Annotated in this window: 15 protein-coding genes and 1 pseudogene; 6 read left to right on the forward strand and 10 right to left on the reverse strand. The window is 61.5% G+C overall.

The features are described 5' to 3' along the window. Nucleotides 1-33 precede the first annotated feature (33 nt). Both FJW07_RS17120 and FJW07_RS17125 read left to right on the forward strand, forming a co-directional pair. A complete protein-coding gene (locus tag FJW07_RS17120) occupies nt 34-1086 on the forward strand; it encodes an ABC transporter permease (protein ID WP_140640493.1) in 1053 nt (350 codons plus the stop codon). Continuing rightward, nucleotides 1083-2579: a sugar ABC transporter ATP-binding protein gene (locus tag FJW07_RS17125; protein ID WP_140857721.1), complete on the forward strand. Its 1497-nt coding sequence runs from the start codon at nt 1083-1085 to the stop codon at nt 2577-2579. The genes FJW07_RS17120 and FJW07_RS17125 overlap by 4 nt, the downstream gene beginning before the upstream one ends. Nucleotides 2580-2674: 95 nt before the next feature. Here the strand turns inward: FJW07_RS17125 and FJW07_RS17130 are convergent, their stop codons facing one another. Continuing rightward, on the reverse strand, nt 2675-3706 hold the full coding sequence (locus FJW07_RS17130) for a mandelate racemase/muconate lactonizing enzyme family protein (RefSeq protein WP_246680787.1): 1032 nt from the start codon (nt 3704-3706) through the stop codon (nt 2675-2677). 230 nt (nt 3707-3936) lie between these two features. Between FJW07_RS17130 and FJW07_RS17135 the strand changes: the two genes are divergently transcribed. After that, nucleotides 3937-4998: a LacI family DNA-binding transcriptional regulator gene (locus FJW07_RS17135; protein WP_140640499.1), complete on the forward strand. Its 1062-nt coding sequence runs from the start codon at nt 3937-3939 to the stop codon at nt 4996-4998. An 87-nt stretch (nt 4999-5085) separates the two neighbouring features. Here the strand turns inward: FJW07_RS17135 and FJW07_RS17140 are convergent, their stop codons facing one another. The 4 genes from FJW07_RS17140 to FJW07_RS17155 all read right to left on the reverse strand — a co-directional run bounded on the left by FJW07_RS17140 (nt 5086) and on the right by FJW07_RS17155 (nt 9630). Further along, nucleotides 5086-6120 carry an ABC transporter permease gene (locus tag FJW07_RS17140; RefSeq protein WP_140652714.1) on the reverse strand — a complete coding sequence of 345 codons (1035 nt, stop codon included), beginning with the start codon at nt 6118-6120 and terminating at the stop codon, nt 5086-5088. Next, complete coding sequence (locus tag FJW07_RS17145) at nt 6117-7655, reverse strand: sugar ABC transporter ATP-binding protein (protein ID WP_140652712.1); 1539 nt, start codon at nt 7653-7655, stop codon at nt 6117-6119. The genes FJW07_RS17140 and FJW07_RS17145 overlap by 4 nt, the downstream gene beginning before the upstream one ends. Nucleotides 7656-7730: 75 nt before the next feature. After that, nucleotides 7731-8801, reverse strand: coding sequence for a sugar ABC transporter substrate-binding protein (locus tag FJW07_RS17150; RefSeq protein WP_140652710.1), 1071 nt, complete (start codon nt 8799-8801; stop codon nt 7731-7733). Between the two features lie 61 nt (nt 8802-8862). Next, nucleotides 8863-9630, reverse strand: a complete 768-nt coding sequence (locus tag FJW07_RS17155) for an SDR family NAD(P)-dependent oxidoreductase (protein ID WP_140652708.1) — start codon at nt 9628-9630, stop codon at nt 8863-8865. 318 nt (nt 9631-9948) lie between these two features. Here FJW07_RS17155 and FJW07_RS32075 point away from each other — a divergent pair. Continuing rightward, a pseudogene (locus tag FJW07_RS32075) lies at nt 9949-10057 on the forward strand (hydroxyproline-2-epimerase); the annotation flags it as partial. A gap of 267 nt (nt 10058-10324) precedes the next feature. Here the strand turns inward: FJW07_RS32075 and FJW07_RS17165 are convergent. The 5 genes from FJW07_RS17165 to ehuB are packed head-to-tail and all read right to left on the reverse strand — an operon-like array spanning nt 10325 to nt 14152. Then, entirely contained in the window at nt 10325-11074 is a 750-nt protein-coding gene (locus FJW07_RS17165) for a GntR family transcriptional regulator (protein WP_140857725.1), read from the reverse strand. Continuing rightward, nucleotides 11071-11850: an ectoine/hydroxyectoine ABC transporter ATP-binding protein EhuA gene (gene ehuA, locus FJW07_RS17170; RefSeq protein WP_140640511.1), complete on the reverse strand. Its 780-nt coding sequence runs from the start codon at nt 11848-11850 to the stop codon at nt 11071-11073. The genes FJW07_RS17165 and ehuA overlap by 4 nt, the downstream gene beginning before the upstream one ends. Further along, nucleotides 11847-12506: an ectoine/hydroxyectoine ABC transporter permease subunit EhuD gene (gene ehuD / locus FJW07_RS17175; RefSeq protein ID WP_140640513.1), complete on the reverse strand. Its 660-nt coding sequence runs from the start codon at nt 12504-12506 to the stop codon at nt 11847-11849. The genes ehuA and ehuD overlap by 4 nt, the downstream gene beginning before the upstream one ends. Continuing rightward, nucleotides 12503-13231 carry an ectoine/hydroxyectoine ABC transporter permease subunit EhuC gene (ehuC, locus tag FJW07_RS17180; RefSeq protein ID WP_140857727.1) on the reverse strand — a complete coding sequence of 243 codons (729 nt, stop codon included), beginning with the start codon at nt 13229-13231 and terminating at the stop codon, nt 12503-12505. The genes ehuD and ehuC overlap by 4 nt, the downstream gene beginning before the upstream one ends. A 57-nt stretch (nt 13232-13288) precedes the next feature. Further along, a complete protein-coding gene (ehuB, locus tag FJW07_RS17185; protein WP_246680788.1) occupies nt 13289-14152 on the reverse strand; it encodes an ectoine/hydroxyectoine ABC transporter substrate-binding protein EhuB in 864 nt (287 codons plus the stop codon). Between the two features lie 231 nt (nt 14153-14383). Between ehuB and FJW07_RS17190 the strand changes: the two genes are divergently transcribed. Together FJW07_RS17190 and FJW07_RS17195 are read left to right on the forward strand one after the other, a co-directional pair. Beyond that, complete coding sequence (locus tag FJW07_RS17190) at nt 14384-15565, forward strand: M24 family metallopeptidase (protein ID WP_140857731.1); 1182 nt, start codon at nt 14384-14386, stop codon at nt 15563-15565. A 37-nt stretch (nt 15566-15602) separates the two neighbouring features. After that, nucleotides 15603-16751, forward strand: coding sequence for a Xaa-Pro peptidase family protein (locus FJW07_RS17195; RefSeq protein ID WP_140857733.1), 1149 nt, complete (start codon nt 15603-15605; stop codon nt 16749-16751). Nucleotides 16752-16753: the final 2 nt, after the last annotated feature.

Raw genomic sequence — 16753 nt, forward strand, 5'->3', positions numbered from 1 at the left:
AGCCGCTGCGGCAACAAAATCTTTGAGGTACGGATGCATTCAGGCGAAACCACGCAGCCAGCCGAGCGGCGCCAAGGATTTTCCGCTGCGGGAAAGGCGACCATCGATGCGGCGTTGCGTATTGGCGGCCTGTTTGCCGCCGTTATCGTGGTCGCGCTCGTCTTCGTCTTTATCAATCCGAACTTCGCCAATCCCAATCTCGCCGTCTCGGTGCTGAGAGCCATGAGTTCCGTCGCCATCATGGCGATGGGACTGACCCTGGTCATCGTCGTCGGCGAAATCGACCTGTCGTTCGGCGCGATGTATGGGCTGGCGGCAAACACGCTGGCGGTCGTGTGGATCCTGTGGGGTGTTTCGGTCTACCTGGCAATCCCGATCGCAATCGGCGTCGGCATCCTGGTCGGACTGTTCAACGGGTTCATGGTGACGGGTTTGAAAATCCCGTCCTTCATCGTCACATTGGGCAGTTACAATCTGCTCTACGGGCTGTCGCTCTGGATCAGCAACACCGGCACGTTCAACCCGAATTATCCGCCGCCGGGAGGCAATGTCGACCAGGGCGAACTGAACTTCTTCATCGGGCTCACCCAAAACGTCGGCAAATACAGCCTGTCGGTGGAGATCTTCTGGATGCTCGGCATCGCAATTGTCGTTGGCTTCCTTTTGCACCGCTCGCTGTTCGGCTTCCGGCTGATGGCGATCGGCGGCAATCCCGAGGCGGGTAAACTCGCCCGCCTGCCGGTCAGGCGCTACAAGATCCTTGCCTTCATTCTGTGCTCGATCCTTGCGGCTATCGCGGGCGTCCTCGACTTCTCCTTCATCCAGACCAGCCAGCCCGATATCGGCCTGTCGCAGACATTTCCGGTTTTCGCGGCCGTCATCATCGGCGGGGCGAGCCTCAGCGGCGGCAAGGGCACGATCATCGGCACCCTGGGCGGCGCGTTGTTGCTGGCAGAGCTTCAGATCGGGCTCGCCCTGCTCTCTCCCGGTCCGCATGTGCAACAGATATTCCTCGGCGCGGTGACGATTGGCGCGGTCGCGCTCGACCTTTTCCTGACCAAGTTGCGCAAGAGCCGCGCAGCATGAACGCAGAAGGCATCAGCATCCGCGGGATTACCAAGCGCTACGGCAGCACGATCGCGCTCGACGGCATCGATCTCGATATCTTGCCCGGCGAGGTGCTTGGCATCGCCGGGCCGAACGGCGCGGGAAAGAGCACGCTGGTGCGCATCATCGCCGGCGAGGAGAAGCCTGATGCAGGCAAGCTGACCTTCGATGGCCGGCCATGGTCCCCTTCGGTTGACTGGCATGCCGTCGCCGTCGTGCACCAGGAACCGCAGCTCTTTCCCAACCTGACCGTGGCGGAGAACGTCATGGTTGGCCGCGAGGGCACCAATTCCGCGCGTCCGCGCCTCGGTTCGGCCGACGCCAAGGTGATGGATGCGCTCGGCATCGGTCGGCTGAAGGACCGACAACTGGCCGATTGTTCCCTGGCCACCCAGCAACGCACCGAGATCGCCCGCGCGGTAGCGCGCGATTCACGTGTTTTCCTTTTCGACGAGCCGAATTCCGCCTTGACGGCAGACGAGTCGGACCAGCTTTTCGGAGAGATGCGCGCGCTAGCCGGCACTGGAAGGATCGTGCTTCTCGTCACGCACCGTCTGGGCGATCTCGTCGAGCATTGCACCCGGGTGGCGATCGTGCGCGACGGCAAGGTTAGGGCGATACTTTCTGGCGACGCGCTTACGGAAGACGCGATCGCGCGGCAGTTGGTGACAGACGCAGCCATTGTCGACGCTGTTGCCGCCCGCCGCCCGAGCGGCTCCCCGACGGTCGAAACGCTTTTTTCGGTCCGCGACTGGACCCATCCCAAGGCATTCCGAGCCATATCGATGCAAGGCAGGGCCGGCGAGATCATCGCGCTGATGGGCGTCGAAGGATCCGGCTCGCGCGAACTGATCCGCTCGTTTGCAGGGCTGGAGCGATGCACGGGGACGATGCAGATCGAGGGCGAGGCATCAGCCTCGGCCTTGCGGCATCGCACCGCCTATGTGCCGGCGACGCGCCAGCTTAGCCTGTACAGCAATTTTTCCGTCGGCGAGAACTTGCTCGTGCGGCTGGGCTATCCGGAAATCGCCGGGTTCGGCCTCACGCTGAAGAAGCGCAAGATGCGCGACATGGCGAGGGACGCAGTGCGTCGTTTCCTGGTCAAGACCCGCACGACGACGCAAGGCATCCGTTCCCTGTCCGGCGGCAACCAGCAGAAAGTCGCGATCGCCCAGGCGCTGCACTGTGCCCCGAAACTGTTGCTTCTGGAAGAGCCGACCCGCGGCGTCGATATTCACAGCAAGGCCGAGATCTACAGGCTGCTGCGCGACTATGCCGATGCAGGCAATACGGTCATCATCTTCTGCACGGAAGTATTGGAAGTCTATGAAGCAGCCGACCTTGTCTATGTCGTCGCCGCGGGCATGCTGACAGAGCCGCTGAGGGTGGGCAACTATGAGCACGTCGAGACGCTCGCCACCGACATCACGCAGCTTGAACAGAAGCGGCGCAAGGAAAAAGCAGCGGCCTGACGGCTGTCACGTACGGTCGAATGCTATGGCCTTGAGTTACCAGCAAGATCGGTGACGTCGACTGCATTTCAGTCATCGACAGGAGCTGAACGGGCTCAGAGTCTATATTTGCCGATCGTCTTCTGGTCGAGGACAAGCCCGAAACCGGCGCCCTGCGGCACTTTGTAGACGCCGTTGTCGAATTTCGACCGGTTCGCCACAAGTGCATAGAACATTGGATCGCGATCCGGATGAAACGTTTCCAAATACGTCCCGTTGGATATGGAGGCCAGAAGGTGCGCGGAAATCTGCGGCTCCTCGTGATGCCCCATCTCCACCGCGAAGCATGACGCCAAGGCCGCGACCCGGCGCCATTCGGTCGGCCCGCCACCCCAGCTCGCATCGAAATTGCAGACGTCGATCGCGCCGGCCATCATCAGGTCTCGGCAACCGGCGCGGCTGATCTCGCTTTGCCCGGCCGCAATCGCAATACCGGTCTGGCTACGCGCCGCAGCGAGGTCGAGCCGGTCGTTGTACCAGCGGACCGGTTCCTCGAACCAGCGGATGTTGAGGTCGGACACGTAACGCGAAAACGCAACCGCGTCGCGCAGGCTCCAACCTTGGTTTGCGTCCACAAGAAGCGCGAAATCGTCGCCCGCGGCTTGGCGCGCCGTGCGCACGCGCTCGGCGTCTTCCTTCGGCGTCCGTCCGCCCACCTTGAACTTGCAGCCGCCGTATCCGTCGGCGCGTATCTGCTCCATCTCGCGGCCGAAATCCGCCAAAGTCTTGTTTTCCTCATAGTATCCGGCGATGCAAATGACCGGCAACGCATCGCGATAGCCGCCCCACAGCTTGTAGAGAGGGGTGTCGAGCGCCTTGCCGACAGCGTCCCACAACGCACTGTCGACGCAGGCCTGCGCGCACATGGCGAGTTTGCGGTCGCGCAGGATATTGTAGCTCGGCTTGCGCATCGCTTCCCAGCATCCTTCGATATTGAAGGCATCCTTGCCGACCAACAGCGGCTGGATCTCATCCAGGATGATCTTGACAACTTCCGCCTGGGTTTCGAACTCATCGCCGTTGTAGACCTCGCCGATGATTCCCTCGGAGGTGAAGACGCGCGTGATGATTGTGCAGCGGTGTGTCATGAAATAGTTGCTGCCCCTGAAGGTACGTGGCAGCGGCATGCAGAGCGGAATGCATTCTATGCGTTCTATTTTGAGGGAGCTTGACATTGAAACGCTCGTTTTTCGAAACGTTTCCAAAAATAAGGGCTTGGCTTTCGGAGGTCAAGCGCAAAGCACGAGCTTCCCGCTTGTCGTCAAAGTCGCCGTCGCGCTACTATGCAGTTCTATAACAAGACTGGGCAGTTAAATGGTTGTCTGGTTCGACCGGTATTGACGGGGGCTCGGTGAGAAAAGGGATCGACAAGCCGGCGACAATTCGGGACGTGGCGCGTGTCTCCGGCGTTTCTGTCGGAACCGTTTCACGCAGCCTGAATGCTCCTGATACCGTGCGGCCGGGAACCCTCGGCAAGGTACGCGCCGCGATCCATTCCCTTGGTTTCCAACCGGATTCACGCGCGCAGAACATGCGCCGCCGCAACACGATGACGGTGGGCTTCGTCATCGATGATATCGCCAATCCGTGGCATGCGAGCTGTTTCAAGGCGGTCGACTCGCAGATGCGCGAGCGCGGCTTCTCCCTCTACCTCATGAGCACCAACGGACGGGCATCGGACGAAGCCGCGGCCATCGACATGCTCCAGCACGGCCGCGCGGACGGCATGATACTGACGATCAACAACGAACAGGATCCGCGCACCATCAAGCGGCTCAAGGAATTGCGCGTGCCTTCCGTGCTTCTCGACCGCGACATACCGCTGGAGATCGACGCGGTGCTGACCGAGCACGCGACGGGCTTGAGACAGGCGACCGGCTATTTGATCGAGCTCGGTCATCGCCGCATCGCCATCATCACGGCGGGCAAGGACATAAGGCCAGGACGCGAGCGCGTCCGCGGATTCGTCGAGGCGTTCCAGAAAAGCGGGCTGGCCGTGCCTGAGCATCTGATCCGTTCGCAAAGCCTGTCGGCTGATTTCGGTTTCCGCGAAGCCACTGCCCTGCTCCAGATGCGCGAACGCCCGACAGCCATCATAGCGGCAGGCAATCGTATCCTGGTCGGCGTGTTGCGTGCCCTCCAGCAGCAAGGCGTTTCGGTGCCGAACGATATTTCCCTTATCGGATGCGACCGCTCCGATGTGGCCATGCTTTATCCCGGCCCTATCACGCTTATCGACCGCCCGGTCGAGGAGATAGGACGTACGGCAGCACTGCTTCTTCTTGAACGGCTGGGCGGCCAGGCCGATCGGCCAGCGCAACGGATTTCTTTTCCGACGCACCTCATTCTCGGCGGCTCTTGCCGGCCGGTCAGCGATTAATTCGTTCATGGGGCACTCAGCCAAGGAACTGCCCGAGCGACGCCAGCCTCGAAACGCCAATTGAAAATCGCGTGTGCCCGGGCACCCTCAACCGTGCAAGGATTCTCGCCGCAGCTCCGCACGTCGCGTTCGATGATATTTGATCAATCGGTCGAGTGAGACGGCAAGCACGGTCACCGCTCCGGTAACGAAGGTGCTCCACGTCGCATCGATGCCAAAGAAGATCAACCCGCTCGAGATGACCTGGATGATCATCATGCCGATCACCGCGCCGATGATCGTGCCGTGCCCGCCAGACAGCGGCGTGCCGCCGATGATGACGGCGGCAATGACAACCAGGACGAAGTCGCTGCCTTCATTCGGATCGATGGCGCCGCGAAAGCCGAGATACATTGTGCCCGATAGCCCGCATATCGCGCCCATCAGCACCAAGGTCTGAAGGCGCACCCGGGCAGTCGGTATGCCGGCATGCGTGGCGGCTTCCGGATTGCTGCCGACCGCTTGCACACGGTAGCCGAAACGCGTGCGGTGAAGCACAACGTGCATTGCAATCGCCAGCAGCACGAACACCAGCGCCGCCACAGGCAGAACTCCGAACAATTTATAGGAAATCACCCAGAAGAAGCTGCTGCTCTGGTCGGACGGTACGATCGCCCTGCCGTGGTTGACCACCAGCGACAGCCCCTGGAACATCGAATAGGTGCCAAGCGTCACGATGATCGACGGCAGACGCAGCGTAACTGCAATCAGACCGTTGACGAGCCCGAGACAGGCCCCGAACACGATGCCGGCCAGCGCCGCAAGCCACGGGTCGAACCCCGCGACCATCAGAAGCGCTGCAATCACCGCCGAGAAATTGAACATCCAGCCGACCGAAAGGTCGATCTCCCGGATCGCCAGCAGAAACACCATGCCGATCGCCAGCATGCCAAGAAACGTCGTGTTGCCGAGCAGCGAAAACAGGTTGATCGGATTGAGGAAACGCGGCCGGGCAACGCCGATCACCGCCATCATGACGGCAAGCGCGACGATCACGCCGATCTCCTCCGGCATACGAAAGCGCCACTTCGGAAAGTCCTGGGGCCGTGGAGCGATTGTTTCCGTGCGGTCGGCTTCGGTCATGCCCTGTTCGTTTCTTGCTGCGGATTTCGAATCCTCCCCGGCATCTCGCCCGTGTTGACAAGATGGAGGATGGAACGGCTGTCCATGTCGCCCGAGGAAACAATGGCTGCCAACCGCCCCTGATAGACAACCACGATGCGGTCGCAGAGACCGATGAGTTCAGGCAATTCGGTCGAGCTGAACAGCACGATGCCGCCATCGGCGGACATCTGACGGATGAGGCCGTATATTTCTCGCTTGGCGCCGACATCGACGCCGCGCGTCGGATCGTCCAGCAGAAAGACTTGCGGACCTATCTCCAGCCACTTCCCGATCACGACCTTCTGCTGGTTGCCGCCCGACAGCGAATTCGTCAGTGCGTGCGGTCGGCCTTTGATGCGCAAAGCCTCGATCTGGCGGCCAGCGCGGCCCAGGGCGACTTTTGGCGAGAACCACGACGGGCCGTCGTCTCGCGCGCCCACCACGATGTTGGAAATGTTGAACAGGATCGACTTGTCGAGCATCAGACCGTTGCGGCGGCGGTCTGCCGGCACCAGGCAGACATTGCGGCGGGCCGCATCCGTCGGATTTTTTGGAAGTCCACGGCCGTCGGGAAAGCGGACCTCCCCCCTGCGCGCCCTGCGCAGTCCAAACAGGATATCGAACAGGTCTGAAATGCCGGATCCCTCGAGCCCGGCAAAACCCACGACCTCGCCCGACCGAGCCGTGAAATCGATCTGACGCAGCCTGCCGCCGCCGAGCCCGCTGACGGCGATCTCTTTCGCAGTTCCGGCTCTGGCAGGCAGAGCAGGCGGAAACAGCGCCTCGCGTTGGCGTCCGATCATGCCTTCGATGACTTCTGGAATGGTAAGCGCTGAACGATCCCCGGTCAGCACATCGCGACCGTTGCGGGTTATGGTGATGCGGTCGCAGATTGAAAAAACCTCTTCCAGCCGGTGCGAAACGTAAATCATGGTGATGCCGCGCTCGCGGATGCGTTTCAGCACCGCAAACAGCTTCTCGGTCTCGCGCTGGTTCAAAGCCGAATTCGGTTCGTCCAGGATGAGCAGGCGGGGATTTTCAAGGAGCACCCGGCACAGTTCGACAAGCTGCCGTTCACCTATGCTCAGACGGTTGACCGGTGCCCTCACGTCGACATGAAGCCCCAATTCGTCAAGAAGCGGCCGGCATCGTTCCTCCATAACCGTGTTGGAGATGAGGCCGCGGCGCACCGGCTCGCGGTTGACGAACAAATTGGCCAGAACCGAGCGCTCCGGAAAGAGGCTGAGCTCCTGGTACACCATGCCAATGCCGTGCTGGCGTGCGGCGTTCGGTCCGTCGATGGCGACAGTGGTGCCGTCAAGTTCTATGGTTCCGCTGTCCGGTCTGACGACACCGGCCAGCACCTTCATGAGGGTCGACTTGCCGGCGCCGTTCTCACCGACCACGGCGTGGATGGTGCCGCGTTCAACCGCCAGGCTCATATCGTCGAGCGCAATGACGCCGCCATAATGCTTGGCGAGGTTGTGCACGGATATGATGGGCCGGTCGGACATCTGTGCTTTGCAAGGGACCCAGACAGAATCGGGGGCGGCTTCCGCCACCCCGCTTTCATTCAAATGGTGCGGTGCTTATTCGGATTCCGCGGAAATCGGCTTCGGCGTCGCCGACAGCATGTCGGCCGTGAGCGTCTGCGTCCAGGCCTTGTAATAGGCCGCGGTCGCTTTCGGATCGGCCGCCAGCTTCTGTGCCTCATCGAAAGAGATCGGCGTCAGGCCGTTGCCCATGTCGACCTTGTCGGCGGTCACGATCTGCGAACCGGCATTGTAGAAGCCTGGATCCAGTTTCTTGCCGCCCTTGATCGCATTGACCAGCAGCGCGACCGGCAGATAGCCCTGCACGAAGGCGCTTTGGCCGATGGTCACGTAAGCGTGGCCTTCCTTGACGGCCTTGAGGTTCAGTTCCGTCAGATCGTAGCCGCCGGCCACGAACTTGTCGCCATTGGCGGCGTTGAGCTTGCCGAGGCTGGTCACGTCCGGCGCGCAAAGGCCGATCAAGGCCACAGCGTCAGGATTTGCGCTATAGAGCTGTTCCCAATGATTGTAGTTGTCGACCGCCGAAACTTTGACATCGAAAGGTCCCAGCACCTTGATGCCGGAGGCTTTGGCGAGCGATTCCTCGACACCCTTGGCGCGATTTTCCAGAACCGGGAAACCGGGGAAGCAGTTGCCGATGATGACCGTTCCCTTGGCGCTTTCGCCGCCGATCTTGTCCAGCACCATGCGACCGAGAACGCGGCCGCTCTCGACCGATTTTTCACCGACATAGGGTGCGTTCACCGCCTTCGACAGCAGGTTGAACTGCACGATCGGCACGCCGCTCGAGATGGTGTCGTTAAGACCCTTGGCCATGGATTCGCCAGGCACCGACGTCGCTATCCCCTGGGCGCCTGAATTGGCGAAATTCTGCACCAGCTTCAGCTGCCCTTCCGGTGCGCCGCCGGCCTGTTGCGCTGTCACCAGCTTGACGCCGAGATCGTTGGCGGCGGCCTGCGCGCCATCCTGGATTTGCTGCACGAACGGGTCGCCCTGCGCATGAGCGACGAAGCCGATGGTGATGTCTTCAGCGAATGCGCCTGACACGCTGAGCGCCAGCGCCAGCGCGCCGAGCGGCAAAGTCGTCTTGAACCTTGTGATTGCCATGTGAATTGCTCCTCCCTTTTGATCGTTATCGGTCTGCACGTCTTCTTTTGATGGAGCCGGGTCAGATGGCGGTCAGGCCGCCATCGACGAACATGAAGGACCCGGTCATATAGGACGCGTCGTCGGAAGCCAGGAACGCCACAGCGCCTGCGATCTCTTCGGGCTCGGCGCCACGCTTCAATGGGATGTTCTGTATCTGCCATTCATAGACTTTAGGGTCGGCAACAAGTTCCCGTACGATCGGGGTCAACGTGAAACCGGGAACAACCACATTCACCCGGATGCCTTCCGGCGCATGATCGACAGCCATGACGCGCGACAGGCCATGCACTCCTCCCTTGCTGGAGCCGTAGGCGACATTGGCCGGCGTGCAGCCCGACATGCCGGTAGGCGATCCGGTCAGCACCACCGCACCCTTTCCGGCCGTCGCCTTGATCGCGGCGACGCCGTGTTTGCAGCTGAGATACATGCCAGTAAGGTTGACTCCAACGATCTCGTCCCACACCGCTTTGGAAAGCCCGTCGACTTTGCCGTCGCGTTCGCCGGAGAATATCCCGGCATTGGAAACCAGAATGTCGAGGCGGCCAAACCTGGCGACGATCGCCTTGAAAGCGGCCTCGACCTGAGATTCGTTGCTCACGTCGGCTTTCAGCGGCAGCGCTTCGCCGCCCGCCTGCGCGATCTGCTGCGCGGTTGCCCTTGCGCTCTCCTCGTTCCAGTCGAGTATGGCAACCTTGCACCCCTCTTCCGCAAGACGCTTGGCCGCCGCCTGCCCTATGCCGGAACCTGCGCCCGTCACTGCGGCAATCTTGCCGTTGAGGCCCCTCATCAGTGCTCCTCCGCCGGCCGATCACGGCAAAAATGCGCCGTTGGTCGCGCCGATGCATCAAAACAATATCGTTTCCACGACACCTGTCAAGGACGATGACACCGTTGATATTGCATACAAGGATTTGCTCGTAACACTCACAACATAAAGCAGTTTGTGGTATGGAAATAGGAATTGTCGAGCTTATATCGTTTCCAATTGGTGGGTCGATTCAAACGTCATATTGGACTTCTTGGCTTGCCGTTTTTTCGACGGCTAAGCCTGCCTGCCCAAAATCCCACGTTCATATCGAGGGCCGCATCGAGGACGGAACCCGACATCGGCTCGTTCAAGGGCATCAAACCGAGTGTCAGCACGGGTCATCGGCCACAACACCATCTCCGTCGACGACCGTGACCCCTCGGCTCGCGGATTTCAGATCCAATGAATGTAGAAGCCGGCGCAGGCACCAAGAATTGCGACTTCCAAGTTCCTGCGACCAAAGCGCCTGCTGTTGTCCGCTTCGGGTCGGATAACGTGGACGACGCGGACAAAACAGGGAAGCACGTCAGGGGTAGGGATTGGGATGGCTAGGAAAAAACCTGGCAAACTTCAAATTGGCGAAAGTCAAAAGGTTCATCAAGGCGCCAGTTGGTTCGTTTCGAACTTCGGCAAAGGAAGAACCGTTAATTGCCTGAGCAGGCGAGTGCTCGGACTATTTTTCTTGCCGTACCAAGCGATCGCTGTTCGTGTCCTTGGTATGACCCCCATGCCGCATCATGCGTCGAAAGCTCATTGAGATATGCGCACGCCTGATGTGTCCGATCGACTCCCAGTCGCCGATCTCCGCCGCGGCCAGGACCTCCTCCATTTCGCGCCGGAAGGCCGTGAACTCCTCCACCAAACCTAGTTGTGGCATCATCTTCAGGACGACACGCGCCACCTGGAAATACAGTCTCTCGCTGATCTCGCGCAGGGGCTGGTTCCCTGTCATGGCGGTCAGTTCGGAGAAGAAATCCATGTTCAGTTGCAGGAAAGCCCGCTGATCCGGATTGAGCATATCGGAATCACAGCGTGCAATCAGTGCCCGGATCCGGTCCAGGTCGGCGGCCGTCCGCGGGATCGGCGAAAGCTTGCCGACCAAAAGCGCCAGTTCCAGACGCAGGTGATAGACCTGCTGCAATTCCTCGATATCGACATCGGTGACTATGGTGCCGACGCCGTGGACGGATTGAACCAGACCCTCGGATTCGAGGCGCGCCAGCACGCGGCGGACCGGCGTGCGGCTGATCTCGAATTCCTGCGCGAGTTCTTCCTCGGAGAGCCGGCTTCCCGGCGGGTAGTCGAGCAGGCAGATGCGATCACGCAGGATCCGGTAGATACGCTCGAACCGTTCTCGCGCCGAAAGCGGTCGTGGCGCGTCCACGATCGCGGTGGTGGCCGAGGCATCCGTCTCCAGCGTCATCCAGCCTCCAGGACAGCGTGCAGGAACTGCCGCGTCCGCTCGTTCTTAGGGGCACCGAACAACTCGCCTGGCGGTCCCTGCTCGCATATCTTGCCCTGGTAGAAGAAGCAGACGCGATCGGAAAATTCCTTGGCGAAGCCCATCTGGTGCGTGACCATAAGCATCGTCAAATCATGCTCGCGGCCGATTTGCCTTATCACTTGCAGCACTTCGCCGACAAGTTCCGGGTCGAGCGCGGAGGTCACCTCATCGAACAGCATGATCTTGGGCCGCATCGCCAACGCCCTGGCGATGGCGACACGCTGTTGCTGGCCGCCGGAGAGCTGGGAAGGATAGTGGTCCTTCTTCTGTGACAACCCGACCATGTCGAGAAGCTCGGCCGCCCTCGCCTCGGCATCGGCCCGCTTCATGCCAAGCACGGTTATCGGCGCCTCGATGCAGTTGGCCATCGCCGTCATGTGCGGAAACAGATTGAAGGACTGGAAGACCATGCCGATCTTCGCCCGGATGCGGCGGATGTGAGCAAGGTTGGCAGGCACCAGCTTTCCATTCTGCTGCATATGGGTCAGCGGCTCGCCCTCGACCCAGATGACGCCGTCATTGATGGTCTCCAGCGTCATCAGCATGCGCAGCACGGTGGTCTTGCCGGAACCGGACGGACCGATGACGGAAACCTTCTCGCCGCGCGCGATTTCGAGGTTCAGGCCGTCGAGAACAGTCAACGCGCCGTAGCGTTTGGAAACATTGTCGAAGCGGACCATCGGTTGTTCCGTCATCGCGCGTTCCTCCGGTTGAGCAGGCGTTCAAGGGCACGAATAAGCGCGGCCGAAACCAGGCTCATCGCGAGGAAGAACAGGCCGACCAGTGTGATAGGTTCGGTGTAGCGGAATGTCTCGGAGCCGATGATCTTGGCTGTCTGCATGAGTTCCAGCACGGCGATGGCCGAAAGCAGCGGCGTCTCCTTGAACAGCGCGACGAGATAGTTGCCGAGTGCCGGCACGATCGGCGGGATGGCCTGCGGAATGATGATGTCGCGAAAGGTCGTCCAGGACGAGAGATTGAGCGCGATCGAGGCTTCCCATTGGCCTCGATGGATATTGTCGAAGCCCGCTCGATAGACCTCCGAGCAGTAGGCGGCATAGTGGATGCCAATCGCCAGAACACCGGCCGTGAACGCGTCGAGCACAAGGCCGAATTTCGGAAAGACGAAATAAACAAAGAAGATCTGGATGAGCAGTGGCGTCGAGCGGATCAGTTCGACCAGCACCGAGATCGTCCAGCCTGTCCACGGCACGGCGATGCGGATCACCGCCAGGATCAGGCCGAGCGAGGCCGCGATGGCGAAACCAAGCAGCGTCGCCTCTATGGAGATGACGGCGGCGCGGGCCAGCACCGGCAGGATCTCGAGGGCAAAACTCCAATCCCAGATCATGCTGCCTTTCCTCGTGCCAGGCCGAGCGAGGCTCGCCTTTCGAGAAGCCGCATGCCGATGGAAACGGTGAGCGACATGGCGAGATACATCAGCAGCACCAGCGTGAAGATCGGAATGGTCTTGAACGTGTTCTGGTTCATCTGCTGCGCCTTGAAGGCGAGGTCGGACAGTGTGATCAGCGACACCAGCGCGGTCGACTTCAGCAGCTCGATGAACAAATTGCCCCAGGGTGGGATCATGGCGATGAAGGCTTGCGGCAGGATGATCCGGCGCAGCATCTGCGCACGGCTCATGTTGAGCGCCGTTCCCGCTTCCCACTGGCCGCGCGCGACCGACTGGATGGCGCCGCGCACGCACTCGGATCCGTAGGCTCCGACATTCAGGCCAAGCGCGAGCACGGCAACGGGAAATGCGTCGAGCGTGACGCCGAATTGCGGCAGCACGAAAAACAGCCAGAACAATTGCACCAGCGCCGAGGTGCCACGAAAGATCTCGACATAGACCGTCGCCAGCCATCTGAGCGGCGCCGGACCATACATGCGTGCCAACGCGGCGAGCACGCCCATGACGACCGCCAGTAGGCTGCCTAGGACTGCGATCTCGATCGTCAGGGCGGCGCCCTGCAGCAGTCCCGGCAGGAACAGGCTGTATGTTGCCTGCGTGGCCAGCACAGCGATCAGGGCCAGCGAGACGATCAGCATGCCAACGAGCGTGCGGATACCCATCTGCTTCTCCGAGGAAAAAAGGGGGCGGCGCTCTCACACCGCCCAGCAGTTGGGAACTTATTCGCCCTTGCAGAGCTGCGCGGTTGTCTTGTTGGGCAGATAGTCCTTGCCGAAGCCGAGCGGTTCGACCAGCGCAATGTGTTCCGGCGAACCGATGAATTTCTTCAGTTCGGCATCGAACGCTTCCTGCAGATCGGTGTCTTCCTTGCGGAAGCCGAAGCCGCCATGCCCCTTCACCGACTTGCCGGCAACCTCGCCGAAGGGCTTGGTCGATTCGACGCCATCGGCCTTCTTGGCCATATCGGCGATCGACAATGCGGTAAGCGCGGCGGCGTCGGCGCGCCCTGCCTGGACGGCGGCGACGAGACTGGACTGGTCGGGCAAGGCGACGATCTGCCCCGCCGCGACACCTGCATCCTTGGCGTATCCGCCCTCGACCGCGCCCGCCATCACGGCGAGCTTGAGGTCCGGATTATCCTTGATGCTCGAATAATCCTTTATGCCCTTCGGATTGCCCTTGGTCACCAACATGGCCTGGCCGATACCGTAGGACGGTTCGGAGAAATTGATCTCGGCACACCGCTTCGGATTGATGAACATGCCGGCGGCGATGATGTCGAAGCGCCCGGCCTTCAGGCCTGGGATGAGCGAGCCGAATTCGGTCAGCACGCCGTCGACCTGCGCAATACCCATCTTGGCAAGCACCGCCTTGGCAACCTCAGGCGCTTCACCGGTCAATTTGCCGTCGGGCGTCGCAAAACCAAACGGCGCCTCGTTGGCGAAGCCGACACGGATGTAGCCGTCCTTCTTGGCCCGCTCGAGGGTCGTCTCCGCATGGGCCGGCAACGCCGTGAATGCGGTCGCGGCGAGCGCAAAGCCGGCGGCCACCTTCACAACCGTGCGGCGAGATATCTGTGACATGAGCATGCATTCCCCTTTTCTTTTTGACGATTGCCTTGGCTCGGACGACGTTTCTCCTCCGTCGCAGCGAGCATGTAAGACGTATACAACTGATCTAGACATATCGCAAGACACGCTGTACGAATCCTGAAAAATCCGCGCATTTGGATCGAGTGTACGGTCGAATAGCCGATAGTTGTGCACAATTATGCTATTTTTCTCGAATTGACGCGGCGGTCAGGGGAAACGGGTTTGAGCGGCTCAGCCAGCTTCACAAAGGCAGAATATGCACGGCGCCTGACAGGCGTGAAGCGGCGCATGGAAAAGGCTGGCTTCGATCTCATCATCTGTCAGGACCCGGCAAATATGTGCTGGCTGACCGGCTATGATGGGTGGTCCTTCTACGTGCCGCAGTGCGTGCTCGTCCATCTGGAGGAAGATCGGCCGATCTGGTTCGGCAGGGCGCAGGATGCCAGGAGCGCCTGCATGACCACCGGCCTGCCCGAAGAAAACATCGTTTCGTTCTCGGAGCGTCTGGTGCAGCAGCCCGTCGAGCATCCCTATGACGAGCTCGCCGGTCTGATCCGGACACGCGGTTGGGGACGGGCGCGGATCGGCGTGGAAATGGATGCGCACTATTACACGGCGCGCTGCCATGCCCATCTCGTCGGCGGCCTGCCCGAAGCGAACCTCGCCAACAACCACGACCTGGTCAACTGGGCCCGGCTGGTGAAATCGGACACCGAACTGGCGTTGATCCGCCAGGCCGGCGCGATCTGCAGCAATGCCATGAACCGCGCCATCGAAAAGATGCGCCCGGGCGTACCGCAGAACCACGTGATTGCCGAAATCTATCATGCGCAGATCATGGGCGTGCCGGGCGCCGGCGGCGACTACGCCGCGATCTGTCCGCTGATGCCGGTCGGCGAAGGCACGAGCACACCGCACCTGACCTGGTCGGACGCGCCGCTCCCCGACAGCGGGCTGGCCATCGTCGAGATCGCCGGCGTGCGACGGCGCTACCACGCGGCGCTGACCCGGACCGTGCATTTCGGCAAGCCGCCGGCCGCCCTCTCCGACATGGCCAAGGTGATCGTCGAAGGCGTCGATGCCGGCCTCGATCTGGCTCGGCCCGGCAACACCTGTGAACAGGTCGAAGCCGCCTGGCAGGGGGTGCTGCGCAGAAACGGACTGAAGAAGGAAAGCCGCGTCGGCTATCCCGTCGGCCTCGCCTATCCGCCGGATTGGGGCGAACGCACCGCAAGCCTCAGGCCTGGCGACAAGACCGAGCTGCAGCCTGGCATGTGCTTCCACTTCATGGCCGGCGTCTGGCTCGACGATTTCGGCGTCGCCATTTCCGAATCCTTCGTCGTTACCGAAAGCGGCGGCGAGCGGCTTTGCGACGTGGCCCGCGACCTCATCATCATCGACTGACCACCAGCCCGGGAACCGACAAGTTCAAGGATACCCAATGGACCGCAATCCCTTTTCCGAAGCAGAAATCGCCGGCCGCCTGTCGAAGGTCTGCACAGCGCTGGCAGAGCGCGGACTTGATGCAGCTATCTTCTCTGCGCCGGAAAACATCTTCTACCTCACGGGCCTCGACCATTGGGGCTACTTCGCGCCACACTTCCTGATCATCCCGCTCGGCGGTCGACCGGTTCTAGTCACCCGGTCGATGGAAAAGGTGACGATCGAGAACCAGGTGAAGGCGGCGGATTTCCGCGGCCATTCCGACAGCGAGACGGCCGCCGACCTTGCCGCGCGTGTCCTTGCCGAACTCGGACTGACAGGTAGGCGCATCGGTCTCGAGCACTGGACGTCGGGCCTCAGCCACGGCCTCGCCCTGAAGCTCGAGGCGCAGGCCAACGCCAAATGGAGCGATGTCTCCGGGCTGGTCGACAGGATGCGGCTGGTGAAGAGCGCCGAGGAGCAGGCGCTGATGCGCCGCGCTGCAAAGGTCACGGATGCCGCTGCCGGTGCAGCGATCGCGGCGATTTCCGAAGGGGCTGCCGAGCAGGAGGTCGCTGCCCAATGCGTGGCGGCGATGATCCGCGCCGGCGGCCACGCGCCCGGCTTCGGGCCGTTCATCCGTCCCGCCGCCAGGCTTGGCGAAGAGCATACGACCTGGGGCGACGGCATCTACCGCGCCGGCGAGCCGGTCTTCGTCGAACTGTCCGGCTGCATCTCGCGCTATCACGCGCCGCTCGGCCGGCTGATCCGCATCGGCAGCATCAAGGATGAAGACGCGGCGATGGCCGAGGTCACAGCCAAAGCCTTCGATGCCGTCCTCAAGGCGCTGAAGCCCGGCGTCAAGGCGCGCGACGTCTATGGTGCCTGGCAGGGCGCCGCAGACGAAGCAGGTCTCTCGCATTATCGCCGCCACCATTGCGGCTACCTGGTCGGCATCGGCCAGCCGCCATCCTGGACCGGCGGCAACTCGGTAACCGGCCTGAGGCACGATTCCGATCTCGAGATCGAGACGGGGATGAGCTTCCATATCCTTTCCTGGCTGATGGGCACCGGCCGCGGCGACCATTTCATCTCAAACACCGTGCTGCTGACCGACGCGGGCGCTGAAGTGCTGACCCGCACTACGGCCGGCTCGATCGTCCGCTAGAC

Origin of the sequence: Mesorhizobium sp. B3-1-9 (assembly GCF_006439595.1) — a bacterium.
In the GTDB taxonomy this organism is placed as follows: domain Bacteria; phylum Pseudomonadota; class Alphaproteobacteria; order Rhizobiales; family Rhizobiaceae; genus Mesorhizobium.